Source organism: Metapseudomonas boanensis (assembly GCF_018704125.1).
GTDB lineage: Bacteria > Pseudomonadota > Gammaproteobacteria > Pseudomonadales > Pseudomonadaceae > Metapseudomonas > Metapseudomonas boanensis.
This window is the reverse complement of sequence record NZ_JAGTIS010000006.1, coordinates 152,959-179,882: the sequence shown is the minus strand read 5'-3', so window position 1 is coordinate 179,882 and position 26,924 is coordinate 152,959. Positions and strand designations below refer to the sequence as shown.

At 61.9% G+C, this 26,924-nt stretch carries 25 protein-coding genes; 11 read left to right on the top strand and 14 right to left on the bottom strand.

Annotation, left to right across the window (positions count from 1 at the left end):
- Positions 1 to 91: 91 nt before the first annotated feature.
- On the top strand, positions 92 to 934 hold the full coding sequence (locus tag J7302_RS13435; RefSeq protein WP_036993572.1) for an SDR family oxidoreductase: 843 nt from the start codon (positions 92 to 94) through the stop codon (positions 932 to 934).
- Between the two features lie 44 nt (positions 935 to 978).
- Positions 979 to 1,527, top strand: a complete 549-nt coding sequence (locus J7302_RS13430) for a glutathione peroxidase (RefSeq protein WP_003454651.1) — start codon at positions 979 to 981, stop codon at positions 1,525 to 1,527.
- A gap of 100 nt (positions 1,528 to 1,627) precedes the next feature.
- On the opposite strand, the gene J7302_RS13425 is transcribed toward J7302_RS13430, so the two are convergent.
- Entirely contained in the window at positions 1,628 to 2,539 is a 912-nt protein-coding gene (locus tag J7302_RS13425) for a LysR family transcriptional regulator (RefSeq protein ID WP_003454635.1), read from the bottom strand.
- Positions 2,540 to 2,712: 173 nt separating this feature from the next.
- Between J7302_RS13425 and J7302_RS13420 the strand changes: the two genes are divergently transcribed.
- Positions 2,713 to 3,618, top strand: a complete 906-nt coding sequence (locus tag J7302_RS13420) for a helix-turn-helix domain-containing protein (RefSeq protein WP_036993569.1) — start codon at positions 2,713 to 2,715, stop codon at positions 3,616 to 3,618.
- A 40-nt stretch (positions 3,619 to 3,658) separates the two neighbouring features.
- Here the strand turns inward: J7302_RS13420 and J7302_RS13415 are convergent, their stop codons facing one another.
- From J7302_RS13415 to J7302_RS13380, 8 genes are all read right to left on the bottom strand, one after another.
- Positions 3,659 to 4,585 carry a quinone oxidoreductase family protein gene (locus J7302_RS13415; RefSeq protein ID WP_215375212.1) on the bottom strand — a complete coding sequence of 309 codons (927 nt, stop codon included), beginning with the start codon at positions 4,583 to 4,585 and terminating at the stop codon, positions 3,659 to 3,661.
- Positions 4,586 to 4,663: 78 nt separating this feature from the next.
- Positions 4,664 to 5,914, bottom strand: coding sequence for an MFS transporter (locus J7302_RS13410; protein ID WP_003454629.1), 1,251 nt, complete (start codon positions 5,912 to 5,914; stop codon positions 4,664 to 4,666).
- A 32-nt stretch (positions 5,915 to 5,946) separates the two neighbouring features.
- Complete coding sequence (locus tag J7302_RS13405; protein WP_003454627.1) at positions 5,947 to 6,789, bottom strand: SDR family NAD(P)-dependent oxidoreductase; 843 nt, start codon at positions 6,787 to 6,789, stop codon at positions 5,947 to 5,949.
- Positions 6,790 to 6,820: 31 nt separating this feature from the next.
- Positions 6,821 to 8,197, bottom strand: a complete 1,377-nt coding sequence (locus J7302_RS13400) for a phosphotransferase family protein (RefSeq protein ID WP_003454625.1) — start codon at positions 8,195 to 8,197, stop codon at positions 6,821 to 6,823.
- Between the two features lie 26 nt (positions 8,198 to 8,223).
- Positions 8,224 to 8,670: a nuclear transport factor 2 family protein gene (locus tag J7302_RS13395; RefSeq protein WP_003454623.1), complete on the bottom strand. Its 447-nt coding sequence runs from the start codon at positions 8,668 to 8,670 to the stop codon at positions 8,224 to 8,226.
- Between the two features lie 49 nt (positions 8,671 to 8,719).
- A complete protein-coding gene (locus tag J7302_RS13390) occupies positions 8,720 to 9,517 on the bottom strand; it encodes an SDR family NAD(P)-dependent oxidoreductase (protein ID WP_003454622.1) in 798 nt (265 codons plus the stop codon).
- Between the two features lie 22 nt (positions 9,518 to 9,539).
- Positions 9,540 to 10,892, bottom strand: coding sequence for a DUF1329 domain-containing protein (locus J7302_RS13385; protein ID WP_003454620.1), 1,353 nt, complete (start codon positions 10,890 to 10,892; stop codon positions 9,540 to 9,542).
- 106 nt (positions 10,893 to 10,998) lie between these two features.
- The gene (locus J7302_RS13380; protein WP_003454618.1) at positions 10,999 to 12,663 is read right to left on the bottom strand and encodes a DUF1302 domain-containing protein; all 1,665 of its coding nucleotides are present in this window, start codon (positions 12,661 to 12,663) and stop codon (positions 10,999 to 11,001) included.
- Positions 12,664 to 12,961: 298 nt separating this feature from the next.
- On the opposite strand from J7302_RS13380, the gene J7302_RS13375 reads away from it, so the two are divergent.
- The 6 genes from J7302_RS13375 to J7302_RS13350 all read left to right on the top strand — a co-directional run bounded on the left by J7302_RS13375 (position 12,962) and on the right by J7302_RS13350 (position 20,525).
- Complete coding sequence (locus J7302_RS13375; RefSeq protein ID WP_003454616.1) at positions 12,962 to 16,528, top strand: indolepyruvate ferredoxin oxidoreductase family protein; 3,567 nt, start codon at positions 12,962 to 12,964, stop codon at positions 16,526 to 16,528.
- Positions 16,529 to 16,625: 97 nt separating this feature from the next.
- Positions 16,626 to 17,807 carry an acetyl-CoA C-acetyltransferase gene (locus tag J7302_RS13370; protein WP_036993566.1) on the top strand — a complete coding sequence of 394 codons (1,182 nt, stop codon included), beginning with the start codon at positions 16,626 to 16,628 and terminating at the stop codon, positions 17,805 to 17,807.
- Between the two features lie 52 nt (positions 17,808 to 17,859).
- Entirely contained in the window at positions 17,860 to 18,498 is a 639-nt protein-coding gene (locus J7302_RS13365; protein ID WP_003454609.1) for a TetR/AcrR family transcriptional regulator, read from the top strand.
- Positions 18,488 to 19,045: a GTP cyclohydrolase I FolE gene (folE, locus tag J7302_RS13360; protein WP_036993599.1), complete on the top strand. Its 558-nt coding sequence runs from the start codon at positions 18,488 to 18,490 to the stop codon at positions 19,043 to 19,045. The genes J7302_RS13365 and folE overlap by 11 nt, the downstream gene beginning before the upstream one ends.
- A 238-nt stretch (positions 19,046 to 19,283) precedes the next feature.
- Positions 19,284 to 19,709: a MarR family winged helix-turn-helix transcriptional regulator gene (locus J7302_RS13355; protein WP_036993564.1), complete on the top strand. Its 426-nt coding sequence runs from the start codon at positions 19,284 to 19,286 to the stop codon at positions 19,707 to 19,709.
- A gap of 372 nt (positions 19,710 to 20,081) precedes the next feature.
- Positions 20,082 to 20,525 carry a hypothetical protein gene (locus J7302_RS13350; RefSeq protein WP_131679695.1) on the top strand — a complete coding sequence of 148 codons (444 nt, stop codon included), beginning with the start codon at positions 20,082 to 20,084 and terminating at the stop codon, positions 20,523 to 20,525.
- Positions 20,526 to 20,778: 253 nt separating this feature from the next.
- On the opposite strand, the gene J7302_RS13345 is transcribed toward J7302_RS13350, so the two are convergent.
- The 4 genes from J7302_RS13345 to J7302_RS26965 form a co-directional block, all read right to left on the bottom strand.
- Complete coding sequence (locus tag J7302_RS13345) at positions 20,779 to 21,093, bottom strand: hypothetical protein (protein ID WP_036993597.1); 315 nt, start codon at positions 21,091 to 21,093, stop codon at positions 20,779 to 20,781.
- 191 nt (positions 21,094 to 21,284) lie between these two features.
- Positions 21,285 to 22,142: an inositol monophosphatase family protein gene (locus tag J7302_RS13340; RefSeq protein WP_051050765.1), complete on the bottom strand. Its 858-nt coding sequence runs from the start codon at positions 22,140 to 22,142 to the stop codon at positions 21,285 to 21,287.
- Positions 22,143 to 22,220: 78 nt separating this feature from the next.
- Entirely contained in the window at positions 22,221 to 22,427 is a 207-nt protein-coding gene (locus J7302_RS13335) for an antitoxin Xre/MbcA/ParS toxin-binding domain-containing protein (RefSeq protein ID WP_036993563.1), read from the bottom strand.
- Positions 22,428 to 22,632: 205 nt separating this feature from the next.
- A complete protein-coding gene (locus J7302_RS26965) occupies positions 22,633 to 23,544 on the bottom strand; it encodes a site-specific integrase (protein ID WP_003454599.1) in 912 nt (303 codons plus the stop codon).
- Between the two features lie 372 nt (positions 23,545 to 23,916).
- On the opposite strand from J7302_RS26965, the gene J7302_RS26845 reads away from it, so the two are divergent.
- Complete coding sequence (locus J7302_RS26845) at positions 23,917 to 24,210, top strand: BPSL0761 family protein (RefSeq protein ID WP_069776293.1); 294 nt, start codon at positions 23,917 to 23,919, stop codon at positions 24,208 to 24,210.
- A 550-nt stretch (positions 24,211 to 24,760) separates the two neighbouring features.
- On the opposite strand, the gene J7302_RS13325 is transcribed toward J7302_RS26845, so the two are convergent.
- Positions 24,761 to 25,750 carry a site-specific integrase gene (locus tag J7302_RS13325; RefSeq protein ID WP_003454597.1) on the bottom strand — a complete coding sequence of 330 codons (990 nt, stop codon included), beginning with the start codon at positions 25,748 to 25,750 and terminating at the stop codon, positions 24,761 to 24,763.
- 180 nt (positions 25,751 to 25,930) lie between these two features.
- Between J7302_RS13325 and J7302_RS13320 the strand changes: the two genes are divergently transcribed.
- Positions 25,931 to 26,920: a DNA-binding protein gene (locus tag J7302_RS13320; RefSeq protein ID WP_003454594.1), complete on the top strand. Its 990-nt coding sequence runs from the start codon at positions 25,931 to 25,933 to the stop codon at positions 26,918 to 26,920.
- Positions 26,921 to 26,924 lie beyond the last annotated feature (4 nt).

The window sequence follows — 26,924 nt, the reverse complement described above, 5'->3', positions numbered from 1 at the left end:
GCGACCGGGGGCGGCCAGCTTAGTGCCCGTGCCAAACCCGCATCAGCGCTGCCGTTGAGGTGGCGACCCCGTCTACTAGCAAGGAGAACGTATGAACATTGACCTCAGAGGGAAGCGAGTAATCGTAACTGGCGCTTCACGAGGCATCGGCCGAGCAATCGCTCAGGCTTTTGCTGCAGAAGGTGCGAGAGTGGCCATTTGCGCCCGGAGCGAAGACGCAATATCAGCGGAGGGGAAGTCCCTTGAAGGCTCCGCAATGGACGTCATCGCGCGCGCCGTTGACGTAACGGACACCACCGGGGTGAAAAGCTTCGTCGACGAAGTGGTAGAAGCCTGGGGTGGCGTCGATGTGCTCGTGAACAATGCAGGCCAAGGCAAGGGTGGCAACCTTGATACGTTGACGCCCGAGGACATTCTTGCCCACGCCAATATCCTGCAGATGGGCCACTTCCGCTTCGTTCAGGCGGTGGTCCCACACATGCGCGCACAGCGCTGGGGCAGGATCATCGAAATCAACGCTCTCGCCGGCAGCATCCCCACCCCGGACGGAATTCCCTCGGTGATCAACCGCGCTTCCTGCATCGCCCTCTCACGCTCGCTGGGCATGTCCCTGGCCAGGGACAATATCCTGGTTAACAGCCTGAACATGGGCTGGATCGACACCGGACAGTGGGACCGCCACTACAAGGAGATGCCCCCAGGCGTGAGCCGCGAGGAGTTCAACGAGATGGTACTCAAGGTGGTGCCGCTCGGCCGCTTCGGCAAGCCCGAGGACATCGCCGGCATGGCCCTGTTCCTGGCCAGTGAGTACGCCAGCTTCATCAGCGCCGCTTCCATTGACATCAGCGGCGGAATGGGCGGGCAGATCGCCTATTTCCCGACCCTAAAGCGCGATTTCGCGGAAGCCGCTCGCAAGCGCAACGAAAACGCTTGAGAGTGACCCTCCCCCTTTTCCCCAACCGCAAGGAGCAGAACGGCATGACCCAGACGATCTACGACATCCCGCTCAAGACCATCGAAGGCACTTCCCTGACGCTCGACCGCTTCAAGGGCAAGGTGCTGCTGGTGGTGAACGTCGCCTCCAAGTGCGGGCTCACCCCGCAGTACGAGGGCCTGGAGAAGCTCTACGAGGACAAGCGTGAAGCCGGGCTTGAGGTACTGGGGTTCCCGGCCAACGACTTCAGGGAGCAGGAGCCGGGTAGCGACGAGGAGATCAAGGCGTTCTGCAGCCTGAACTACGCCGTCCAGTTTCCCCTGTTCTCCAAGATCACGGTGACCGGCGAAGATCGCCACCCGCTGTACCGGCTGCTGACCAAGGCGCAACCGCACACCATCGGCGAAGGCCCGATGCGCGAGCGCCTCAAAGGCTACGGCATAGATCCCACGCCAGCACCGGCGGTGCTGTGGAACTTCGAGAAGTTCCTGGTCAGCCGTGACGGGCAGGTGATCGGTCGCTTCGCTCCAGACGTGGCGGCGGACGATCCCCGCCTGCTCCAGGCCGTCGAAGCCGAGCTGGAGAAGCACTAGGGGCATCCCGGGGAGCGCGCAACGCGCTCCTTTGCGGCTAAAGCCTCACCTATTGATAGGCCCTGCCGACCTCTCGGCGAGATTGAAACGCCGACGCCCCCTAGGAAGCACAGGCCATGATCAGGAATTGCCGGAACGCCTGGGCGGGCTCCGACAGGCTTGCGCCGGGGCGCCAGATCAGTCCGAGTTCCATGGACGGTATGGCGTCGGCCAGTGGACGTGCCTCGATCTTCTTGCCTTCCAGAGACCAGGCACGGTAGAGCATGTCGGAGAGAATGGTGACGCCGAAACCGTGGGCCACCAGGCCGCGCAGGGCCTCCATTGAGGAAGTGCGGAACGCCACGTCCGGCACCAGTCCGCGCGCATCCCAGTATCGGCTGGTGGATACGTCGCCCTCATCGACCGTCGCCAGGATGTAGGCATGCCTGGCAACATCCTCCAGGGTGACCGAGGTCGCCGTCATCAACGGATGCTGGCTGGCCAGCCAGAGCTGGCGCCGTGAGCGGATCAGCACATGGTGCTCGAAACGGGACAGGTCCGGGCTGTTGGAAATGATCGCCAGCCCCAGGTCGAGTCGGCCATCGGCCACCGCCGTCTCGATGCTCTCGCGATCCATATCGATCAGGTCGATCTCCACCTGCGGGTAACTGCGCTTGAAGCGCGCCAGCAGAGAAGGCAGGAAGTAGCCGAGCACTGTATACGAGGCGCCGACACGCACCTCGCCCTGCATTACATGGCTGAGGAACAGTGGTTCACTCAAGGCGTCCTGCAGAGTGTCGAGGATGTGCCGGGCGTGCTGGGCGAACTTGTGCCCCTCGGCGGTCAGCGCCACGCCATAGGGCAGGCGCTCGAACAGGCTGACGCCCAAGCTCTCTTCCAGTTGCAGGACCGCCGCGGTAATCGCCGACTGCGAAACATGCACCTTGAGCGCGGCCTGGGAGAACTGGCCAGCATCCGCCGCCGCCACGAAGTAACGGAGCTGACGCATGGAAATATCTTTGCCTTTCGCCATCTGCTTTTCTAATACCTGCCTCTTATTTTTATGAATCGCTTTCGCAATCGTGCTGGGTAAACTCGGGGACTCGTGGCGATCCCTGCCCACCACGAGTCGGCAATCGGGATGCCCGGCGGTTTCGCGACCGTTCGAATTTCAGCACCAAGAACAAGAATTGCTGAAGGTTGAAAATGACCGCGATCAATTATTGCGAGTACGAGTCTGAACACTCGGGCGACTTTCTGACCGAAGCCTCGCTCAGCAAGAAAGGTTTCGACGTCCGGCTGGAACATGCCCAATGGCCCAGTGCGGGGACAGCACTGATCGAAACCCGGAAAAGCTGTCTGGTGCGCATGCTGCTCACGCCGTCCGGCCTCGAGTGCAACGACACATCGCATAACCTCGGCAGCTTCCGCGGACACGCCACACATCGATTCAAGCCACTTGGCCAACTTCTGTTCATTCCTCATGGCACTGAATTCCACCTCAAACATGGCGCCTGCCAGCAAAAGGCGCTGATCTGCCTATTCGATCCGGCGGACCTCGGCCCCCTGGCGGCCTATCACTGGAACTGGGATGGCCATACCGACGAGAACATGCTGAACCTGCAGAGCCTGTACCTGCAGAGCACCCTGCAACGCCTCGCGGAAGAAGTCGCCGCACCGGGATTCGCCAGCGAGTTGCATACCGAATGCCTGCTGACCAGCGTCGCTCTGGAGCTGCGCAGGGAATTCCTCAGCAACCGGAACGACGATGAGGACACCAGTAAACTCGGCCCCAGCCAACTCAATCTGCTGCGAGAGATATTGGAGGCTGGCCCGAACGAGGACACTTCCCTGCACCGGCTGGCCGATGCCTGCGCCCTGTCGGCGAGAAAGCTGTCGACCCGTTTTCGGAACACCACCGGCAAGACCCTGCGCCGCTACGCGGCGGAAATCCGGATCAGGAAAGCCATTGCGCTGCTCGCCGACCAGCATCTGCTGATCAAACAGGTCGCCTATGCCGCCGGCTTCCAGAATGCCGCAGCCTTCACGGCGGCCTTTCGCAAGGAGGTCGGGCTGACGCCGGAGGAGTTCCGTCGTCAGCGCAGCAGTTGAAATCCCTCCTGACACGTCAAGTAATCGTTCGGCTTCGGCCTCAGCGTCTGATGCTTGCCGTGATCTTCGCGTGTGGGCCGGACACCTGGGCGGCCCAGGCTTCAGCGGCCTGGTCCAGGGTGTAATCCAGATAGTCGACCTGGATGTCCTGCTCCTTGGCGATCTTCAGCAGTCGCCGCCAGATCTGCTCGCGCTCTGCCGGTGGACGCTGGCCGGTGCCGATGCAGGACAACGAGCGGAACAGCAGGTCGGCGATGTCCAGGTTGACCTGCCGACCCGCCCCGGTGCCGATGGTCATGATTCGCGCCCCCCAGTTGGTGGCCTTCAGCGCGGTGAGCATCGGCTGGCCGCAGACCAGATCAAGGACCACGTCGAAGCCGCCGGCGGCGGCGTCCTTCAGTGCGGCTACGTCGTCGGTGCCGCCCAGGGTCACCACCTCGTCGGCAATGCCGCGCGACTTCAGGCCCATCAGTGCTTCAGCCGAGCGCGCCGCGCCCACCACCTTGCCGGCGCCCATGCTGCGCGCCAGTTGCAGGGCGATCTGGCCGAGAGTGCCGGTGGCGCCGAGGATCAACACCTTCTCGCCCTTCTGGATTGCAGCCTTCTCCAGCGGCACGATGGCCCCGGTGGCGGCGATGCCCATGCTGATAGCGGTCTTGTCGTCCACCTCGTCCGGCACCTCCCACACCTCGGCGGCGGGCACCAGAGTACGCTCGGCCCAGGCTCCGAACGGCGCCACCGAGCGCTCGCCAAAATACACGCGGCGGCCGTCGGGCGCGCGGCCCACGCCTTCGCCACGGATCACGCAGGGATATTCCACGCCCAGACGATAGGCGCCCAGCACATCCCAGCCGCCGAGGCCTGCGGTGTCGACGTCGATCAGTACCGCGCCGTCCTGCGGCTCGGGTTCACGGAAATCGCCCACCACCGGCGGGGCATTGCGTTCGGAAATCACAGCAGCGCGCATACAGCCTCCATCTTGTTGTTCTATGCATGAATTCGGAAGCCATTTAATTGAACACATTTTTATAATTTGTCCAGTATTTTATCCGTGCGCCACTGCCGCCCCCTGCCTGAACAGCGGGTAGCCGCCCAGCGTCAGCAGCAGCAGCGGGCCGACCAGGAAGCAGACGAAACAGAAACCGAGCATGCCGGCATAGCCGCCGCTGATCTCGAACAACTGGCCAAACAGCAATGGCGCGGCGGCGGCACCGGCGGTGACCAGTCCCAGATGCACGCCGAACAGGCGACCGTAATCACGCATGCCGAAATAGCGAGCGATGAGGAACGCGGCAATATCGAACTCGGCACCGGCACCGATGCCCACCAGTAGCGTGGCGACGGTGAACCACAGCAGCCCGGGTTCGGCGTAGGCGAAGATCAGGCAGGCGAACGCCGGCATCAGCAGCGCCAGGGCAGAGACCCCCGGAGCCCACAGCCGGTCAATCAGATAGCCCACTACCAGGCGGCCAAGGATCAATGAAATGCCGAAGCTGCTGAACACATGGCCGGCCTGGGTGGCGCTCAGGCCACGGTCCTGCAGCAGCGGCACGATATTGGTGACCATGCCGACCACGCAGGCCACTACCAGGGTCATGGACAGGTTGCAGACCCAGAAGCGCCAGGCGTGCAGCGCATCCCTCAGCATAATGCCCGGCAACCTCCGCACGGTCTCGCTCACCTGTGCCGCAACCCGGCGCGTCGCCGCCACAGGCTCCAGCCAGCGCAGCGCCAGCGGCAGGGCGAAGAGCACCGGCAGCAGGCCGAGCGCGAGGAAGCCGGCCTGCCAGCCCCAGCGTGTGACCGCCCAGGTGGTGATCAGCGGCAGGGCTATAGCCGCGAGGCCTGAGCCGCTGAGGATGATGGCCAGAGCCAGCCCACGATTCTCCTCGAACCACAGGTTGACCAGGTGCGACCAGGTGATCTGCAGGGTGCCCACGCCCGCCAACGGCACCAGGAAGAATCCCAGGTAGAGCGTCCATATCGAGCCGCCGATGCGAGTCAGCATAAAGACGCTCAGGGCCAGTACGACCAGCGACACCAACGTGACAGCGCGCAGGCCGTAGCGCAGGTTGAGCCAACCGGCCAGTTGTGCACCGACGATAGTGCCCAGCGACAGGGCGGTAATGGCCGCCTGCAGGTCGCTGCGCGCCCAGCCCATGGCCCGCTCCAGCGGGATGACCATGGAGCTGAAGCTGTACAGCAGCAGCGAGCTGGAGCTAGTGGCCACCCCGACCACGGCCAGGATCAGTACGTGCCAGCCGCGCTTGAATTCCGCGTTGTTGAAACTCTTCATGCTCAAGCCTCGTCGCTCCGGTGGGAAGTGTGTCAATCGTTGCCGATGAAAGCCGCCGCCTCGGCGCTCTTGGCGATCACATGCTCGCGCCGTACCTGTCCCGGCGACTGCCCGTAGCCGGTGGCATCGATATCTTGCGGATGGATCAGGGTCGGTCCGTTGTGCAGTTCCCGCAGGGCCAGGGCGACGATGTCCGCGGCCTGGGGCAAGGGCATGCCCAGGGCATCAGGGATGTTCAGCCTGACCATCGCTTCGCGCATCGTCGGAGTATCCACGGTGCCAATCAGCAGGTTCAGCACGTCGATGCCGCGATCCTTCCACTCGGCCCATAGCGACTCGCCAAGATTCATCGCGAAGCCCTTGGAGGCGCTGTACATGGCCAACTTGCGGATGCCACCTAGGGCCGCCTGTGACCCCACCAGGATCATCCCGCCACGACCACGGCCAAGCATCCGCCCGCCGAAGGCGTGACAGCACGCCATCGGCGTCGATGCATTGAGACGCAGCAGCGAGCTCCAATCCTCCACCGGGGTATCGAGGAAACGGGTAAGGAAAGAATCGCCACCGGCGTTGTAGACGAACAGGCCGATCTCGCGATCTGTCACAGCGGCGAGCAGCCTGTCCGCCGCATCGGCATGGGACAGGTCCTGGCTGACCGCCAGTACCTCGACGCCGTGGCGTGCGACCAGCTCCAAGCGCAGTGCGTCCAGGGCGTCCTGGCGCCGCGCCACCAGCACGCAATTCAGGCCGCGCGCCGCCAACTGGTGGGCGAACGCCGCGCCCACCCCGTGCGAGGCCCCGGCGATCAGCGCCCAGGGGCCGTACTTCCGTTTGAACGCCAGCGCATCGCCGGCCTGTTGCAGTCGTTCCGACATGGGTCTTCCTCGTCTGGTCGAAGGGGGGCCGTCAGCGCGGCTCGATGGGCGGCAGGTCAATATGGCTGGCCGACACGCCGATGGCAGTACTGCCAAATACCTGGACACGGCGTTCGATCTGCGCCATGAACAGGCGCAGCAAACGCTCGTCGTACTCAGGCCCGGCATCCCGGACGAAAACCTCCAGAGCGGCGTCAATCTGCCCGTGATCCTCGAAGCGCCGCCCCAGCAGCCCCTCGGCGTCCTCTCGCTCCAGGCGCCGCAGCTCAACCTCCATGGCATCGGCACGGCCGAGGTACTCGACCAGCTTGAGCGCGGCGGCGCGCCTGGATTTCTGGAAGTCGTCGCTCACCTCGATCTGCCCGACCGCGTCCTCGAGCATCGTCAGCAACCGTGCGTTCGGCCCCGCTTCGATGAGCACCAGCGGCGGCGCCTCGATGGCAACCCCCATCGCCTCGGCAAGCGCATGCGCGACAACGCGGCGCAGGGCGAGGTCGAACTCGATGTAGGTGTCGTGCGGATCGCCCGGCCGCGGAGTGGCAACGGTGGCGGAAAACTGCATGGCGCTGACGGTGGAGAACAGCACCGTGTGGTAACGCACGACATCAGGATCGGCCGGCTCGCCGGTGACCTCCTGGTAATAGCGGTACAGCTCGCTGAAAGTCTCTCCCAGCGGTTCGTAGTTGTCGCGCATGCGCGCCGAGGCGAGGTCCGCCAGCGGGTCGCCGATCATGGCGAACTCGAAGTCGTAGAGCGCGTTGACCCGGCCGTTCTCGAACAGGTACTGGCCGGAGTCGTACTGCACGAAACCTGCTCTGGTGCGATGCCGGGGTACGTTGCGGCGCAGCCAGCCGAGGGCGAACTCGGCCAGCGGCTGCGGCCGGGTCTTGTTGCGCAGGTACAGCGGGTAATAGGCCTCCAGCCCGGCCAGGGTGATTTCGTCGGCGCCCTGCGGCAGGCGGATACCCTGTGCCACGAAGGGCTCCAAGGGCAACCGGTGCATGGCCGCCATGGCGCGCACGTACTGGCGAGCCAGTGAACGTCGCTCCTCGTCGCTGGCCGCGGCGGAGAGGTCCCGCGTCCCGGGCACCCGTTCCATGACGATGGCCGACGGGTCCTCGCAGAAGCCATGGATATGCGGTACGGGGATGCCCTGCTCGCCGAGCAGCCTGAGAATGTCAGCCTCGCGGCGCAGCTCCGGGAACGGGCTGACATCGCCGCCGCGTTCGCCGCGGATGTGCAGCCGGAGGACCTCCTCTCCGCGGCGCACGTCCAGGTTCCAGGCCGGCCGCCAGCGCGGCAGGCGCTCCATGACCGTCACCCGCCCGCCGGTGAGCTGCTCGACAAAGGTTCGCAGCTTCTGTTCGATGAGCGCTCCAGCGCTTTCTTGCGTGTCTAGCGATTGCATCCACTTCTCCAGATTTTATCCATGACTCAGCGTGTCGGCTCATCAAGGGCCGGCCCACCGACCAGGTCGATCTCCACCCCCTTCTTCTTCGCCAGGTCAGCGGTATCCAGGTACTCACGCCAGGCCTTGATCAGGCCCTGCTCGTCAAGCTCGTAGACCGCGACCATCGAATGCGGCATCGGCTTGCCACTGGACACCGCGTAGTCGTCGCGCTCGGTCATCACCAGCGTGTCAGAGGAAACGATGTGCCTGATGGTGCAGAGGTTGTGGCTGGTGTAGGTCATCTGCCGCTCGATCTCCCGGCGCAGCGCGGCGCGCCCACGGATGACCGGCCCGCCCGGCACCCAGAGCTGCCAGACGGCATCCTCGGCCAGCATGGAGACGATCTTGTCTACCTGCGGTCGCGACTGTTCGCTGCCGTCGCCCCAGGCAGCACAGAATTTGCGGATGAAATCTTCTTGTCGTAAGCCCATTGGAAAGTTCCAGGTTCGTTCGGCGCGAGCACCGGGCCCGCGCCGGGGTTCAGAGATAGGCGCGCACCACTGGCACCATCGGCGTGGTACAGCTCATGCCGCCATCGACGCGCAACAGCGCGCCGTTTACGTAGCGGGACTCGTCCGAGGCGAGGTACAGCGCCATGCCGGCGATGTCCTCCGGTTCGCCGAGGCGTGGGACGTTCTGGATGTCGAGGAAAGCCGCCTGCATAGCCGAGTTGGCCCAGCTCTCCATCGCCGGGGTGCGGATCACGCCCGGGAGAATCGCGTTGCAGCGCACACCGCGTTTGCCGAAGGTCGCGGCGATGCTCTGCACGTACCAGTTCAGCGCCGCCTTCGAAGCACCGTAGCTGAACTGGGCGACCTCGCCGGCAATCGAGCTGGTTGACGAGGTAAAGATGATCGACCCGCCTCCCTGCTCCAGCATTTGCGGCAGGGCATGCTTGCAGGCCAACACGCCGCCGAGCACGTTGACCCGCATGTTGGCGTGGAACAGCTCCTCGTTGAAGTCGAGGAAGTCCACGTCGCGCACGGTCGCCGGGTTCTTGTTGACGGCGTTGTTGAACAGCACATCGATGCGCCCGAAAGCCTTCAGAGTGCTGGCGATCATTTGTCGCAACTCATCCTCCACGCCGACATCGACCCTCAGCGCAATGGCGCGACCACCAGCCTCGGCGATACTTTGGGCGACCGTCTCCGCCGCACTTTCATGGAGGTCGGTCACTACCACCCGAGCGCCCTGCTCGGCGAACATCCAGGCCGTGGCCCGGCCGATGCCGCTGCCGGCCCCGGTGAGCACGGCCACTTTCCCTTCCAGACGTTGCATGGGTCGGTTCTCCTCAGGGGGATTAGCGGGTCTGCCCGCCTGCGATGGTCTGCGGATTGGCCTCGCGCTCAACGACCGGGGCCGCGCGGTAACGGGTCGGGCCGTTGCCGAACATGCCGTACTGGTCGCGGGTGAAGTCGTACAGCGAGTAGGAGTCCTGCAGCGGGTTATTCGGCATGCCGTAGGCCTGAATGTTGTACTGCGCGCCTGCGCGGAACATCGCACCACTGTCGTCCCAGGCGTCGTACAACGCGGCGCCAAAAGTGTCCTCGTCGATGTAGTAGCGACGCTTCTTCTGCGCGTGGCGTACGCCCTCCTTGCGCGTGGCCTCGACCACCCAGACGCGGTGCAGCTCCCAGCGCTCGCAGGCCGGATTGATGTGCTTCTCCATCAGCTTGGTGTCCATGTCGCATTTCCACTTCAGGTCGTAACTGCTGTAGGGGATGAACATTTCCTTCTTGCCCAGCAGCTTCCAGTCGAAACGGTCCATCTTCCCGGAGAAGAGGAATATCTCGTCGTAGAACGCCACCCCGCCGAACGCCGAATTGGGCGTGTCGTAAGCGAACTCCGGCGCCTTGCGCACGCGGCGCTGCCCGGTCGAGTAGCTCCAGGCATAACGCGCGTTATCCACCGGGTCGAGATAGTCCCAGTAGCCCGAGGCCTGCCCGGCGGTGCGTGCCGGGGCGACGATGCGCGACCAGATGCGCTGGGCGATCTTCGGATCACGCCCAGACACATCGAGCTGGTAGAAGGGCTTTTCGCCAGTGGAGCGGTTGGTGTTGGTCAGGGTCGGGCGCCCCTGGTTGACCACATAGGCGCTGTGGTTCCAGTCCCAGCCGTTCACACCCTGGTAGTTGAGAATGTAATTCCACATCACCTGCCGGCCATCCTTGGGCAATGGGAACGGCAAACCGCCGCGACAAGCCTCGCTAATGGACAGCCCGTCGTTCATGGCCTTGCAATCGGGGTCGCTGGCGTTGCGCTGGGTCGCCGCAAGGAAATTCTCCGGGAACGCGGCGGTACGGTGAGTCGGGTAGATATCCATGAAATAGGTATCCGGGTACTGCTTGAGCAGCCTCATCTGCCCTGCGGATAGCTGTTCGGCATACTGATCAGCATTGGCCGCAGTGATCCGCAGCCGAGGCTTCTCACCCTCGAACGGGTTGGGCCAACTGCCGTCACCGGGTTGCAATCCGGCCGGCACCTTGAGGCCCCCGTCATAGGGTGGGATGGTACCCTCCGCATTGCCGACGGCAATGGCACCAAAACGCGTCAGCTTGCCGCCGAGATCGCTTGGCAAATCGCTGCCTTCGGCCAGAGCCGGGCCGGCCAGTACGATGGCAAGCAGCCCCGTCGTGTAGATGTTCGGTTGCATGGAAATCTCCAGTCATGGTCTTGGGAAACACCAGGCGGGCGCGCCGCGCGTCTTCGTCACAAGCGCAGTGCCGTGGTGTCGCACCGGCCGCGAAGCCGGCAGCGGATCAGAACGCGGTGCTCAGGGTTAGCGAGATCCAGTTGCGATCGGACAGCCCGATGTCGCCGGCACCGCCGACCACCGTCTTGCCCACGCTGGGGATGTCGGCGTATTTGCGAGGGCTGCCGTAGCCGATGTAGGCCAGGGTCACGTCATAACGCTCATCCAGCGTGCCCTTGATGCCGATCTTGTAGCTGTACTTACCCTCGCTGCCGCCGCCGGTGGCGGCATTGCCCGACACGCCGTAGTCAAAGCTCATGGGCGCGGAGATGTTCCAGCCCGGAAACACTCCCAGCCACTGCGGCGCGAAGCTGAAGGCGACACCAACATAGTTGCGCGTGGCACAGCCCCACTCTTTGTCCTGGCCTGTCGGACAGCCGGAGTAGCCTTCGCCCTTGAACAGCTCCTTGCGGTCGGTCACGCGTTGCACGTGGCTGTAGGCCATCTCGGCTATGACGTTACCGGTGTCGAAGAAGTCCGTACGTGGAAGCAGCCAGAGGCCGTTGACCACCAGGTGCCAGGTGTCGCCACGCGCCCCTTGGTTATCCACGGAACTGAAATTGCTCGAGATCAGCGAAGTGTTCTGCCGATAGGACAGGTCCACCCCTACCGAGCCGCCCCCCAGCACCGGCCCGGCCGACCAGCTCAGGCCATAGAGCCTGACGTTGTCGGCATATACGTAGCGGGCGAAGTTGCCACCCACCTGCAGGCCCCACGGGTTGTAGTCGTCGAATTCGCGGTAGTACAGGCCGATATCGGAGTGCAGGAAATCGAGACTGTAGGTGCCCATCACCCCCCAGTTGCCGCTGTCGCCCGGAGTCAGCGGATCGATCAGAGGCCGCACGAAGCCAGGCGCGACCGGCAACTGGTTCGGCCCTTCCAGGGCGATGTCGGCCGAGGCCAGGTACGTGCCGCCTTCTGGCGCGCGAGTGGTGTCCCATTCGAAGAAGTACTGGGCGGCGACCGACAGCCTATCGGTCACCTGTGCCTGGGCTGAGAGCTGGGTCAGCGGCAGGAATATCTCGCGCGTCTCAGTGCCGGGGTTGCTCACCGCTTTGCGGCCGTCGAGCGGAGCCTGCGAGTAGGAAATGGCGTGGCCGGCGATCAGCAACCCGCTGCCCCAGTAGACCGTGTGCCGGCCGGCGCGCAGGCTGACTGGTACGTCACCGAGGTTGAAACGGGTGAAGGCGAAGGCATCCAACAGTTCGCCGCTGACGCCCCGGTGATAGCGCTTGGTGAAACCGGAGTACTCGCCCCCCCGGTAGCTCGGCGTGCTCGGCCCCGGAAAGGCGCCGGGGTAGAAGACGTTGCCCTCGGCGGTCTCCACGTCGCCATCCGCGTAAGCCTGGTCGTACCAGGCCGCGGCGCTGACACGGAAGCCATGGTACTGCTGGTAGGCCAGCTCGAACTCGCTCATCAGGTCGAGGCGGTTGGTCACCACATCTCCACGGTCGAACTTGGAGTCGGATTCGTCATAGGTAGCGTTGTTGGCCAGCGCGCGCTCCCGCTCCTCGGCCCGTACCCCCAAGTTGTAGCGCAGCGTATTGTCCCAACGCAGGCTCAGGTCCGGATTCCCGGTCCCGAACTCCTTCGCCTGGAGCACACCGCCACAGGCCAGGGCCGCCGCCAAGCCAATTACCAAACGGCCGCCGATCAGGTTGGCACTCGACATCAGAAATCTCCGTCTCGCTCGTTGTTGTTGTTTTCAGCCGGTGCTGGCGCTCCCTCTCAGCGGGACCGCAAAACGAGTAAACGGAAGGACGGAGGCGGAGACAACGAATCGGGCTATCGCCGAAATGCAAAAGGCTATCGCCGAAATACAGCAGGGGGATCACCCAGGTATTTGATAAACAGATACCTAAGACTAATTTTTATTGCTTAACGATATCTGAACACTAACCAATAATCTGTTCAAAGAAAAATGCGACGCCCACAGGTTGGCCGCATCGAAGAACAATTGGAGGTTAGCCATGAGCACATCGCCCTCGCTGGAAGACAAGTACGTCCAGCAAACCGGGAAAGCCCTGATGACCGGCGTCCAGGCACTGGTGCGCCTGCCCCTGATGCAGCGTCAGCGCGACCTCATCGACGGCCTCGACACCGCCGGCTTCATCTCCGGCTACCGTGGTTCGCCGCTGGGCGGCTTCGACCAGGCGCTGTGGAAGGCCCGCGACCACCTCAAGCAGAACCACGTCAGGTTCCAGCCGGGGGTCAACGAGGACCTCGCAGCCACCTCGCTATGGGGCACCCAGCAGGTCAACCTGTTCCCCGGCGCCAAGTACGACGGCGTGTTCGGCATGTGGTACGGCAAAGGCCCCGGCGTGGACCGCTGCGGCGACGTGTTCCGCCACGCCAACGCCGCCGGCACCTCGAAGTTCGGCGGTGTGCTGGCTATCGCCGGCGATGACCACGGCGCCCGCTCCTCCTCGCTGCCTCACCAGACCGAGCACATTTTCAAGGCCGTGATGATGCCGGTGCTGGCACCATCCGGCGTGCAGGAATACCTCGACTATGGCCTGCACGGCTTCGCCATGTCGCGCTACTCCGGTTGCTGGGTGGCGCTCAAGGCGGTGGCCGACACTGTGGAAAGCGCGGCCATCGTCGATCTCGACATCAACCGCGTGCAGCCGGTCATTCCCGATTTCGATCTGCCGGAGGGCGGCCTCAACATCCGCTGGCCGGACCCGCCGCTGGCTCAAGAGCAGCGCCTGCTGGAGCACAAGCTGTACGCCGCCGCCGCCTATGCCCGCGCCAACGGTCTGAACCGCGTGACTCTCGACTCACGCAATGCGCGCATCGGCATCATCACCTCCGGCAAGTCCTACCTGGATGTCTGCCAGGCGCTGGACATGCTCGGCATCGACCAGGAGATGGCCGAACGAATCGGCATACGGGTGTACAAGGTGGGCATGGTCTGGCCGCTGGAAGCTGAGGGCGTGCGCCAGTTCGCTGAAGGGCTGGAGGAAATCGTGGTGGTCGAGGAAAAGCGCCACATGATCGAGTATCAGCTCAAGGAGGAACTCTACAACTGGCGCGAGGACGTGCGCCCGCGCATCGTCGGCAAGTTCGATGACAAGGGCGAGTGGAGCCTGCCGCACACCGACTGGCTACTACCCGCGATCAACGACCTGACCCCGACGCTGATCGCCCGCGCCCTGGCCAAGCGCATCCTGCACCTGCATCCGCATGGGCCGCTGCAGGCGCGACTGGGTGTGCTGGAGGCCCAGCTCGGCTGCAAGCAGCAGTTCAGCAACCTGATGGACCGCGTGCCGCACTACTGCTCCGGCTGCCCGCACAATACCTCCACCAAAGTGCCGGAAGGCAGCCGCGCGCTAGCCGGCATCGGCTGCCACTACATGGCCGCCTGGATCTACCCGCGGACCGAGACCTTCAGCCAGATGGGCGGCGAAGGCGTGGCCTGGGTCGGCCAGGCGCCATTCACCGAAACCCGCCACGTGTTCGCCAATCTCGGCGACGGTACCTACTTCCACTCCGGCCTGCTGGCCATCCGCGCGGCCGTGGCGGCCAAGGTGCCGATCACCTACAAGATCCTCTACAACGATGCGGTGGCGATGACCGGCGGCCAGCCGGTGGACGGTAGCCTGACCGTGTCGCAGATTTCCCGCCAGCTCGCCGCCGAAGGCGTGCAGCGCATCGTGGTGGTCAGCGACGACCCGGACAGGTACCGGGATGTGCACGACCTGGCGCCCGGCGTGCCGGTCCTGCGCCGCGACCAGATTGAAGAGGTGCAGAAGGAACTGCGCGAGTTTCCCGGCGTGTCGGCAATCATCTACGACCAGACCTGCGCCGCCGAGAAACGCCGCCGCCGCAAGCGCGGCAAGTTTCCCGACCCGGCACGCCGGGTCGTAATCAACGAAGCCGTCTGCGAAGGCTGCGGCGACTGCAGCAGCAAATCCAACTGCATGTCCGTGGTCGCGGTAGAAACAGAGTTCGGCCGCAAACGCGAGATCGACCAGTCATCCTGCAACAAGGACTTCACTTGTCTGTCCGGCTTTTGCCCGAGTTTCGTCACAGTCGAAGGCGGTAACCTGCGCAAACCCAAGGCTATGGCAGAACACCCAGAGGACCGATGGGATCTTCCAGCCCCTCCGCCTATGAGTCTGGATGAGCCTTACAGCATCCTGGTCACCGGCGTAGGCGGCACCGGGGTGGTCACCATCGGCGCCCTCCTCGGCATGGCGGCTTTTATCGAGGGCAAAGGTGCGCTGAACCTTGATATGGCCGGCATGGCGCAAAAAGGCGGCGCGGTCTGGTCACATATCCGCATCGCCGCGCACCAGGATCAACTGTTCGCTCCACGCATCGCAGAAGGTGAGGCCAGTTTGTTGCTGGGCTGCGATCTGGTAGTCAGCGCCAATACCGAGACTCTCGCCAAAGTCCGCCAGGGTGTCACCTATGCGCTGATCAATAGCGAGGAAAGCATCACCAGCGCATTTATCCGAACCTTCGCGCAGCAAGCCGAAAGCGGTGACCTAACGGCCCATCCTGACCCACAATTTCGTAGTCAAGGGATGGCCTCACAGATCCGGGAGGCTGTCGGGGACAGCCACGCCACCTTTATCGATGCCAGCGATATTGCGACAGCGCTAATGGGCGATTCGATTGCGACCAACACCTTTATGCTCGGCTATGCCTATCAAAAGGGTTGGCTGCCGGTGGGTGAAGCTGCCTTGCTTCAAGCCATCGAACTCAATGGTACCGCCGTGGCGTTCAACCGCAGTGCCTTCGCCTGGGGGCGTCGCGCCGCGGTGGACCTGCAACGCGTACGAGGCATTCTTGAAGCAGGGAAGGTGGTCAGCCCTGACAGGCAAATATCCCAGAGCCTGGATGAAGCCGTTGCGCGGCGCGTCGAGTATCTCACGGCGTACCAAAACGCAGAGTACGGCAATCGCTACCTGAGTCGTGTTGAACAGTTCAGCGCAGCGGAACGCGCTTTGTCGGGCAAGCCCGGCGAGCTGACCGAAGCGGTGGCCCGATACTACTTCAAGGTCTTGGCGATCAAAGACGAATATGAAGTCGCTCGTCTGTTCACTCACGGCGAGTTCCTCAAGAAGATCGAGGCAACTTTCGAGGGCGATTACAACCTGCGCTTTCATCTTGCCCCGCCGCTGCTCAACAAAGCAGGCCCCGGTGTCGAGCCGGCCAAGCGCAGTTACGGTCCCTGGATGCTCAAAGGCTTCAAGCTGCTTGCCAAGCTGAAGGGCATACGCAACACGTGGCTCGACCCGTTCGCCTACACCCATGAGCGCAAGGTCGAACGCGAGTGGCTACGTAACTACGAGCAAATCCTTGAGGAACTGCTGTCCGGGCTCACGCCTGACAAGCTCGACACTGCCGTGCAGTTGGCCAAGCTACCGGATGCCGTACGTGGCTATGGCGCAGTCAAAGAGCGCTATCTGGCGCACGCCCAACAGCAGAAAACACGCTTGTTGGAGCAGTGGCATGGCACTCCCTCGCAGTTCCACGATGCGGGCCAGGTCGACAAGGTGGTGCGCATACATGCGGCCCAGCTTTGATTAGGCCCCATCCAAGTGAGTTTTCTGCCCCCCGTTTGGCAGACCGTGGCTCCGACTCAAAAGGTTATAGAGCCACGTCTTTTATTCAGAGGTGATCATGCAAGAGGCCGTAATAGTAGCCGCCACCCGCACTGCTATCGGAGCTTTCCAGGGCAGTCTGGCCGACGTCAGCGCTATTGAACTAGGCAGCATTGTCATTCGCGGTTTGCTGGAGCAAACCGGCCTGGATCCTGCCAACGTTGACGAAGTAATTCTCGGGCAGGTGCTGACAGCGGGGTGTGGACAAAACCCCGCCCGACAATCCGCACTGAATGCCGGGCTACCCCAAACGGTTACGGCCATGACTATCAACAAGCTGTGCGGTTCCGGCTTGAAAACGGTGAGCCTGGGCGCCCAGGCCATTCGCAGCGGTGACGCCGAAATCGTTATTGCCGGTGGAATGGAAAATATGAGCCAGGCTCCCTTTACCCTGGCCAAAGCACGTAGCGGCTTGCGTATGGGCAACGCGCAGTTGACGGACTCGCTGCTGCAAGACGGGCTGACAGATGCGTTCAACGGCTATCACATGGGGATCACTGCCGAGAATCTGGTCGACTGCTACAAGCTGACCCGCGAACAACAGGATGCTTATGCGGCGCTCTCCCAGCAGCTGGCAGCGGCAGCCATCGAAGCAGATCGATTCAAGGAGGAGGTCACGCCGGTCATGCTCCCGCAACGAGGAGGTGAACCGACTTCATTCGCGACAGATGAACAACCACGGGACGGAACCTCGCCTGAATCACTGGCCAAACTTCGCCCCGCCTTCAAGCCCGACGGCAGTGTCACGGCGGGAAACGCCTCAACCATCAACGATGGAGCAGCCGCAGTCCTTCTAATGAGTTCGGCTAAAGCTCGAGATCTGGGTCTACCGGTACTGGCGACAATCAGGTCCTATGCCAGTGCTGGGGTCGATCCCGCAATCATGGGCATCGGACCTGTGTCGGCGACTAGGAAATGCTTGGAGAAGGCGGGCTGGACCCTGGACGACTTGGACCTGATCGAAGCCAACGAAGCCTTTGCCGCACAGTCCTTGTCAGTTAGTCGAGAGACTGGCTGGGACATGAGCAAGGTCAATGTCAATGGCGGTGCAATTGCTCTCGGTCACCCAATAGGGGCGTCTGGCTGTCGCGTGCTAGTTACCCTGATTCACGAGATGCTCAAGCGCGACGCCAGGAAAGGACTCGCGACCTTGTGCATCGGCGGTGGTCAAGGCATTGCTCTGGCTCTGGAAAGGAACTGAACAATTGCTTCCGGCCTCCGCTTCCTCAATCACTCCGTCGCCAGGGCATTGCATGGAAAGCCCTTCGCCGAGCCAGCTCCTCCGTCAAGTCGCGCTGGAACTGTTCGTCGACCGGAGTTTCGACGCGGTAAGCCTGCGCCAGCTGGCCACGGCAATAGGTATGCAAGTCGGCTCGCTGTACAACCATATGGATAGCAAGCAATCACTGCTGTTCGAATTGGTTGAGGAGTACGAGGCGGACCTGCTCGACACCCTCGTCGATGAAAGCAGTAACATCCCGCATCCAATCCAGCGCCTCGAAGCCTTCGTGCGTGCGCACATCGAGTTCAACTTGCAGCATCGTCAACATCACGATCTGGCACGTCGGGAACTACGCAGCCTGACAGATGAACAACAGTCGAGCATCCAGTCGCTGCGGCGACTACAACGAGAGTGTTTGCAGAACATTTTACAGCAGGGCGTTGCACAGCAACTGTTTCAGCCACTACCCCCGGAAGTAGCCGCCCATGCGATTCTTTCCATGCTTGAAGGTGCAACGGCCAACTTCCAGTCCAATGTGATTGGACTATTCAGCTGCATGGTTGCCAATGCAATGGGAATGAGGGCTCTTCCTGCTCTCCAAGGATCAACTCTATTTAGTACGCCTCTAGCCAAGGACGAGCGCAGCAATGGGAATCACCATGAAAGATAAGATGGCAGAACACTTCCGACAAATCATCATTGGTCTGGGTGAAGATCCAAACCGAGAAGGCCTGCTCGATTCTCCCAAACGCGCCGCAAAAGCCATGAGCTATTTATGCCAAGGCTATACGATGTCGCTAGAGGAGGTAGTTTCTGACGCCCTTTTTGCGTCAGATACCGATGAAATGGTGATCGTGCGCGACATCGAACTATATTCGCTCTGCGAGCATCACCTGCTGCCCTTTATCGGTAAGGCACATGTCGCCTATATGCCCACAGGGAAGGTCCTTGGACTCTCGAAGGTCGCGCGAATCGTCGATCTGTTCGCCCGTCGCCTGCAAATTCAAGAGGACCTCACCAAGCAAATCGCCAACGCAATACAAAGCGTCACTCAGGCCGCTGGCGTCGCCGTCGTAATAGAGGCAAAACATATGTGCATGATGATGCGCGGTGTGGAAAAGCAGAACTCGGTGATGACCACATCAGTGATGCTCGGAGCCTTCCGCGAGTCCTCCAACTCTAGGCAAGAGTTTCTTCAACTCATAAGGAGCAAGTAAATTCCCAACTGGCGTCTCGCCTCATCGGCGAGTTTGCATGCCCTCCTCTCCCCATGCTTGAACATTCTCGACATCTGCGTAGTAGTAAAGGACTCGGGACAACGTCGTCAGGCCTGGATCATGAACACTCCTTGCGGCGGACATTATCCACCTTAAGCAAGTGTCCACTCAGCCCAGTCTGGACAGGGCAGAACTACATGCAATTAGTACGTAGTACTCATTATGAGGAATACACGCCATGAACCCCGATCTAAGCAGCCTGGGCTTCTTGATCGCAGACGTTGCCAAATTGATACGGCGTTCTTTCGAACGCCACCTGCAAGGCAAAAGCCTGACCCTTAGCCAGACACGGGCGCTTCTATACGTGGCAAAGCACCAGGGCTGTCGACAAGTCGAGCTCGCAGACATGTTGGAGATCAAGCCGATCACGCTGGCCCGGCTCATCGACCAGTTGGAGCAGTCAGATCTGGTTGAGCGCCGACGGGATCCAGGCGACAGGCGCGCCTACCGGCTTTTTCTGCGCCCCAAAGCTGGTGCTGAACTGTCGACCATTGCTCACGTAGCTGAGGTGACACGGCAAGAAGCGCTTCGCAACTTCTCAGAGGACGAGGCCCGCACCCTGATTTCTGCCTTACAACACATGCGTACCAATCTCACTTCTTGAGTCGGCCGAAGACTAGCGAAATCCATTCTTCAAACAGGTCAGGCAGGCGTCCACAATCTCAGTTCGCCAGCGGACTTCATGAAGCTAGACAGGGAAGTAGTACGCCAGGCGTCGATCTTGGCCTACCTGCAGGACTACCGCCTGATGATATTCATCACCCTACCCGCAGCCCCAATGACGCTACTGCTGTGGGCCCCAGCCAAACGCACGTAACTCGCACTCGCCATGGATTGAGGGATCAGCGGTATCTGGCTGCCAAGACAAGAAAGAGAATTGGGCATTTACTTATGAGTGGCGCTTGGCATCCGTATAAGCCGCCGTGAGCAGATACTGATTTCCTTGTCGAAAGCCTCATCCAGCCGGAGGCAAACCATGAAGCGCAAACAGCACCTTGCAGCAATCGCGATTGCTGCAGGCCTGGTCAGCTGTGCATCAGTAGAAGACCGCCAAGTGGTCAACATTCCCCTTGTCGCCAGTCAGCACAATGTAGGCCAGATTGGCCAAGCAACCCTCGCCGCCGACGGAGAAGAGACTTCCATGTCGATCTTCATCAGCGGGGTACCCAGCGAAACGACGCGGCCGGTCCACATCTATTCCTATATCTATTCAGGTACCTGCACGAAGAGGCAAAATTCAGCCCCTGCATTCGAGATGAACCAGCGAGTATTGGCAGATAAAGACAACAGACATGGCTGGACGCTTTCGAGAAGGGCGAACGTGCCTCTGAATACTTTACGGTCCGCGGCCTACTCTATTGTGCTACGCACCGGCCCTGCAGACGGAAACCGGGAGATATTCTGCGGAGAAATCAGCTGAATTCGCGCTACCCAGGAGCACAAGTTGCGAATGGCCGGATTTGGTAGCTTGCAGCGGCTGACAATCGTCGGCGCTGCGCCTACCGATACTGCTGCATTATGGGTGTGAGGAACGTTTAGCCAGTAGCTTCATAGGACTGCGTTCGACCTATACGCCAGCAACCGGCCGACTCTGTTGAAAAACTCCCATGCCGGCACAGAGCCTGCCCTGGATGAAATTGCAATCGGATGGGTGCTGCCCCAGCAGGGAAATATCAGGTGGCCGAGCTCCCGCCGTCATTGGACAGATCATCGCGAGCAACGCGCCCAAAATCGGTGAGGTCTTGATCCTCCTCGCTGAACATGAAGTTCACCATGCGGTCGCGTCTGAGGCCTGAAAGCGTGCTGAAAAAGCAGGGCTCGCACAGATGGACCTCATAGCACTCGCCATCATGGGCCGAGCCATAGCCCCAACTGGCGCGAAGCGTGCCAAATTGCAATCCACCCCCTTCAACACGCGTGCTAGCGCCGCAAACGTCGCACAGGACATCACTGACCGATTCGGCCTGCTCCATAGCAGTGATCTTCATCGAGAACCTCCTACCAAGGTACATGTACGCCTTCGTTTATCTGGCACACGATACTCCTGTAGAAGCTTTGCTCGGTGGGGGTGACGTGCTCCCCCGAATACGGCCCTTCGGTGCTCCGGACCCGCAGCAGAACTCGGCAGTGGTTTGCACATAGGCTGGGGAGACTGCCCGCTTGTAGGCTCGCCACACAACTATGCTCTGTCTGCGAGAACAATCTGCCACGGGCGCCTCATCAGCTCCTGACAGGCTATTTCCCCGCCGCCGAAGCAATACCCGACTGGTTGATTGAATGTCGCCGGTGTCGCGTAGCCCAGGGCCTGTCCCTGTTCGTTCCAAAGGCCACCGCCACCTGCCCGCAGCAACGCGTGACCCGCCACCACATCGTGGGGCGACACCGCGTACAAGGATACTGCAGCGATCCCATCCCCCGCCGCCACCCGGGCAAGCCGATAGGCAACGCTCGGCATGGCATAGAAGGTGGCGGGCGCGCAGAGCTCGGCGTTCTGGGTGGGCCGGGCACGCGCCGCGAGACTGACGAAGACTTGGGCACCTTCCGCCAGTCCGCCTTGCGCGACATTCTGCACGATCAACGCGCCATTACGGAGCAAGTGCGGCATCCCCTCAGTCCAAGCAACACAATCCGCCCCGCGCTCCGTCATCGGCGCATAGACGACGCCCAGCACCGGCACACACTCTCGTAGCAAACCCACGGAAATCGCCGAGCCCAAGTGCCCCTGCAGGAAGTCACGGGTGCCATCGTTGGGATCCACAACCCAGCAATAGTGATGCCCCGTCAGTTGCACACCGGTTTCCTCACCGACAAAGTCGCAAGGGAGCAGCTTCGTCAGTCCCTGGTGCAGCATGACCTCGACCTCGCCATCAATTTCGGCCTTGTCCCCGGCGCCTCTCGGCCCTCCAGGTCGCACCACCTCAGCAGCGATCAGGCACCCCGCTTCCCGTACCAGCGCGATCACCGCATCGAGCAGCACGCGATCGACGCCTTGGCGAGCTAACGCCCCCGGTGACAACGGGACAGGTCGTTCACGCATGCCGGTACCCTCACAGTGGGCTTGCAAAGGGGATAGCAGGTCACGCCAGGCCGCCAACGGCGGCCTTACAACTCAGGGTCAGTGATAAACCCCATACTCGATGCGCCCAAGAAAGGTCTCGAGCACTTCCAGGTCCTCTTCGTTGGCGAGCATGTCGATCGGACGACGCCGCTCGAGCCCCAAGGCGGGCGCCACCATCCAGCGTTCGGCAGCCTCCCGACTGCCGAAAACTTGCGTGGCGCGCTTCAGCATTCTGGAATACTGCACAGCAAAATTCTCAGTCATGGTGGTCGCTCCTCGCCGGGCCATGCAGGCGCCCGGTCCCAGTTAGCCAAGCCTAAGCTCCCTGCCCTCCTACGCCGATGCTGATGGGTGCTAGGGTAAGTCCAATCGGATCGGCTGCCCTCCTGTCGGCAGGCTCGCTCGCGCGTTCCCCACCTGCCCCCGCACCCACCGGGCAAATCGGAACAAACAACCAATAACGGGCCCTTCACTGCGAGCGGCGCAGCTCGCCAAACGGCATCTCCGGCTCAACATAGCGTAAAGCGGCCTTGGCATCGCGCCAGCCGACATAACTCATCAGCGCCTTGACGCTCCACTGGTTGCGACTGGCCCAGGTGGCAAAGCCGCGACGCAACGAGTGGCTGCTGTAGCGCTCACCCTCCAAGCCACTGCGCACCATCGCCCGACGGAGGATGCGCGAGATGCTGTACGCGTGCAGCCCTTCATCCGCCAAGTTGCCCCAACGGTCCACCGCACGAAACACCGGGTCCTGGTGCAAACCCGATACCGCGAGCCAGTCAAGATAGGCCTCCACCGGACACAGACGTTTCAAGGCCGGCACCGTGAACGACCGTCCGGTGTTGTCGCGGTCGCCTTTGCTGCTGGGCAAAAACAAGTCCATCCCCTCCCCTGGCCGCGCCTCAATAAACTCCACGCGCAGCCGGCACAGATCATCGCTGCGAAACGCCCGCCAAAACCCCAGGAGGATCAGGGCGCGATCGCGGCGGCAGCTCAGCAGGGCGTGGCGGTCGATCTGTTCCTGCGCCATCAGCCAGTCGATGCAGCGGGCCAACTCGGTCAACTGCAGCGGCTCCGCCTGCCGCTCCAGCCGGGGATGCAGGGCCTGGATGCCGCGGAGCACCTCGCGCACGTACGGCGCCTTGGTCGGATCGGGAAAGCCCTGATTCAGGTGCCACTTGGCCAGCGCGGCGAGGTTCGCCCGCAAGGTCGAGCTGGCCAGGGTCTCGGCGTAATCCGCCAGATAACGGGCAATCGCCTCACTGCTGGCGGGCAGGAAGCCACCCCAGGTGTCCTCGAAATGGGCGAGCGCCTGCTGATAGCGGCGCTCGGTGCTTTCGCGCCGCGCGGCCTGCCGGTAGCGATCGACCTTCTCCGTCACCGTCGCGCCCTCCTGTGTACTGGAAAAACCGCCCTTTCCCGCCTCCACCGCCGCTGAGGTTTGAGAATGCCCGCTTCGCAAACGTCAGTTTGTCTGGATCTATCACGTCGAGCCGGATGCCGATACAGCTCTACTTCCGTACTTGATGACACACCATGAAACCGCTGGTGCGACAGATAGGCGCCTGACACGTTGCAGACGCGGTCAGTTGTGGAGCAACGTCTGGTCACCGTAGGTAGAATGCCTGGCAGTCTTCGGTTAGGATGACAACTGACCATAACCCCCACGCCTCGGGCGGGACGCTCCCGTACTGCGCACCAGGGGGTTTGTTTTTTGGTTGTTGCGCACAAATCCTTGAGAGGAGGTTGTCACATGACAATGCCTCATGAGCGAACCCGAGCAGTCATACAGACCCACGCGTTTCTGCAGCGATTGGAAGCAGACGCGTCGCTAAGCGAGGACGTTCGCTGTATGGCCACGCAGTTGCTCCGCCACTACCCCAGTCGCGCGGAAGTCCTACTGCAAGGGCTGCTCGAAGAAAGGCTCCCAGCGAAGCTTCTTCTTTCTCCATTTTTCACTTCGAGCCCCACTTACCGACCTGTCGATCGCTGGCGAGACAGGCTCTGCCGCAAATTGGCCGCCATCTTGCTGAATTGTCAGAAGTGACTGGCCACACGATCGCTCCCCACGGGCCAGCAAATAGCTCGCTGACTATGGGAGGACAGCCTGTAGCCCACCTTGCACGCACACAAGGCCTCGTAGTTCATCCGCGCAGGATTACCGCTGCAGTCCTCTGATATACCGTCCCTGAAGCGGGGGGCGAGGAACGGGTCAACCCGCCGATCCAAACAGTGGTTTCTTTTAGCTCAAATGGCTTGTTTAGCTGTCCAGCTAATCATGGGATTTGGGCTAATGATTAGCCCATAAGGCAAGATTTGCTGGCTGACTACTCACTCCAAACGACCCAACTCGCCATGGAAGATTCCACTAAGCAGGCACGAGGGTGAGCACCTGCAGGTAGCCCGTTGTCTGGCTGGCGGAGCGTACTCGTGACCGAACTGATGACAATGCGGCCGCCTCGCTGCGCGGTCAAAAAACAGCCCATGCGGCATCGACAGCGCGATCCAGCCCTCAGCCACGCGAGATGCCAAACTGATGCCCCGCGCCTAGGCGTATATCGGCCAAAGCGGACTGCAGGCCAGACCACTGAAGCTGATCAACCACCTGGCGGCGTAGTTAGGTCCGACAGGCCCGGCCTGAACTCGACCTCAAGACCGGGCATCAATGGGTGGAGTTGCCCGGGGAAGGACCCCGTGCTCTCGACATAACGCAACGCGGACTTGGTATCGCGCCATCCCACATAGCCCATCAACGCCTTTATGTCCCAGCCATTGAACGTCGCCCAGGTGGCGAAGCCACGACGCAACGAGTGACTGCTGTACAGCACAGCCGGCAGCCCGGCGCCGTGCAGCACCGCCCGCAACAGTGGAATCACGCTATGCGGGTGCAACGCTTGCTTGCTCAAATGCCCCCAACGATCGATGCCCGGGAACACCGGTCCATTGGTAACCTCTGCTACTTCGATCCAGTCGAGATAGGCCTGGACTGGACACAGGCGCACCAGCGCTGGCGCGCTAAAGGACTGGCCCTGGTTGTCACGATCACTCTTGCTCCAGGGCAGAAACAGCCGCAGGCCCTCCCCGGCTCGCGCTTGGATATGCTCGACCCGCAGTCGGCATAACTCGTCACTGCGAAAGGCCCGCCAGAAGCCAATCAGCAGCAAGGCCCGGTCCCGCCAACAGCGCAGCCATCGTGGTCGGTCTCCCGCGACCCGAGCCGCTTCCCCTATCCGCTCCAGCCAGGCGACACATTGCTCCAGCTCGCGCAACTGCAGCGGTTCGGCCTGCTTTTCCGGCTTCGGGTGGAGGGTGCGGATGCCTTTCAACACCTGGCGCACCAGGGGACTCTTGGTCGGATCCGGAAAGCCCTGAGCGACGTGCCACTGCGCGAGCGCGGCCAGACGCAGCTTCAGCGTATTGGCAGCCAGCGTGCCGGCATGGTCGACCAAGTAGCGCACGATGGCGTCGCTGGTGGCGGGCAGGAAACCGCCCCAGCTCACTTCGAAATGCTCGATCGCCTGCTGGTAGCTGCGTCGGGTGTTGGCCCGGGTACCGGCCTGCAGATAGCGCTCCACCACCTCATTCATCGCGCCTCCCCGCCTTGGCATACCGCCTCAAGGCCGGAATTGGGTCGAATTGCGCTCTCACATGAGATAACTCCGCATTATCCCATGTTAGTCCGTCAGCTCGAATGCTTCGTCACGAGCGCCGTTACAGCCGTAATCCCATAATCCATGGCATGACACGAAATCGTCAGGAGAGACGCTATGGCACGCGGTGGCGTGAACAAGGCAGTCGTCAAGATAGCGCGGGACGCGCTACTGGCTCGCGGGCTACGGCCGACAGTCGACGCGGTGCGCATTGAGCTGGGGAATACCGGCTCGAAGAGCACCATCCATCGATGCTTGAAGGAACTGGCCGAGCGGATCCCGCCGCACAATGCCCCCGGGGAGGACGACGTGATAATCACCCTGGCGCATCAGATGGGGGACCACTTACGCGAAAATGCTCAGGCGGCAGTAGCGGCAGAACGCGAAACCCTTACCCGCCAGCAATTGGAGTTCCGCCTGCAACGCCAGCAATGCGAGGAGCGGATACAGGATCTGCAGGGGATCGTCGCCGCACTAACGGAGCAGGTACAGGCGCAACGGCAACTGGAGCTGACCCTGCAAAACCGTATGACAGACAGTGAAATGGAGCGGAGCCGACTGCAGGAGGTCGAACAAAGCCTGCGGGCCCAGCTAGAGAAAAGTGCTCTACAAGTGCAGTCACTTGAGGAGAAACACCTGCGGGCTCGTCAAGCCCTCGAGCATTATCGACAGAGCCAGCAGGATCAGCGAGCTCAAGAACTCCGCCGTCATGACGAAGAACTTCAGCAACTGCGCCGGGAAATCCGATCATTGCAGCAAAGCCTAATCGGCAAGCAGGACGAGTTGACCACCCTCAACCGGGACAACGAGCGGCTACTCAGCGACGTCAGGGCCCAGCAACAACAACAGCGCCAATGGGAGCGCGAGTTGATCGCTCAGCGCCAACAATTCCAGGAGACGTCCTCTGCTCTATCCACCGACCTGGCCACCGCGCGCGCTCTACTAACCTCGTCGCAGACAGAAAACGCCACCCTGCGTGAACGACTGAAGCGGCATGTGGGGGAGTATCGCCAGTGCCGACGCCAAATACATCGACAAGAGAAACAGCTACATCAGCTTCAGGCAATATCTCCGACTATGTCCCCTCCATCGCCTCCTGCTGGGTAGCGGG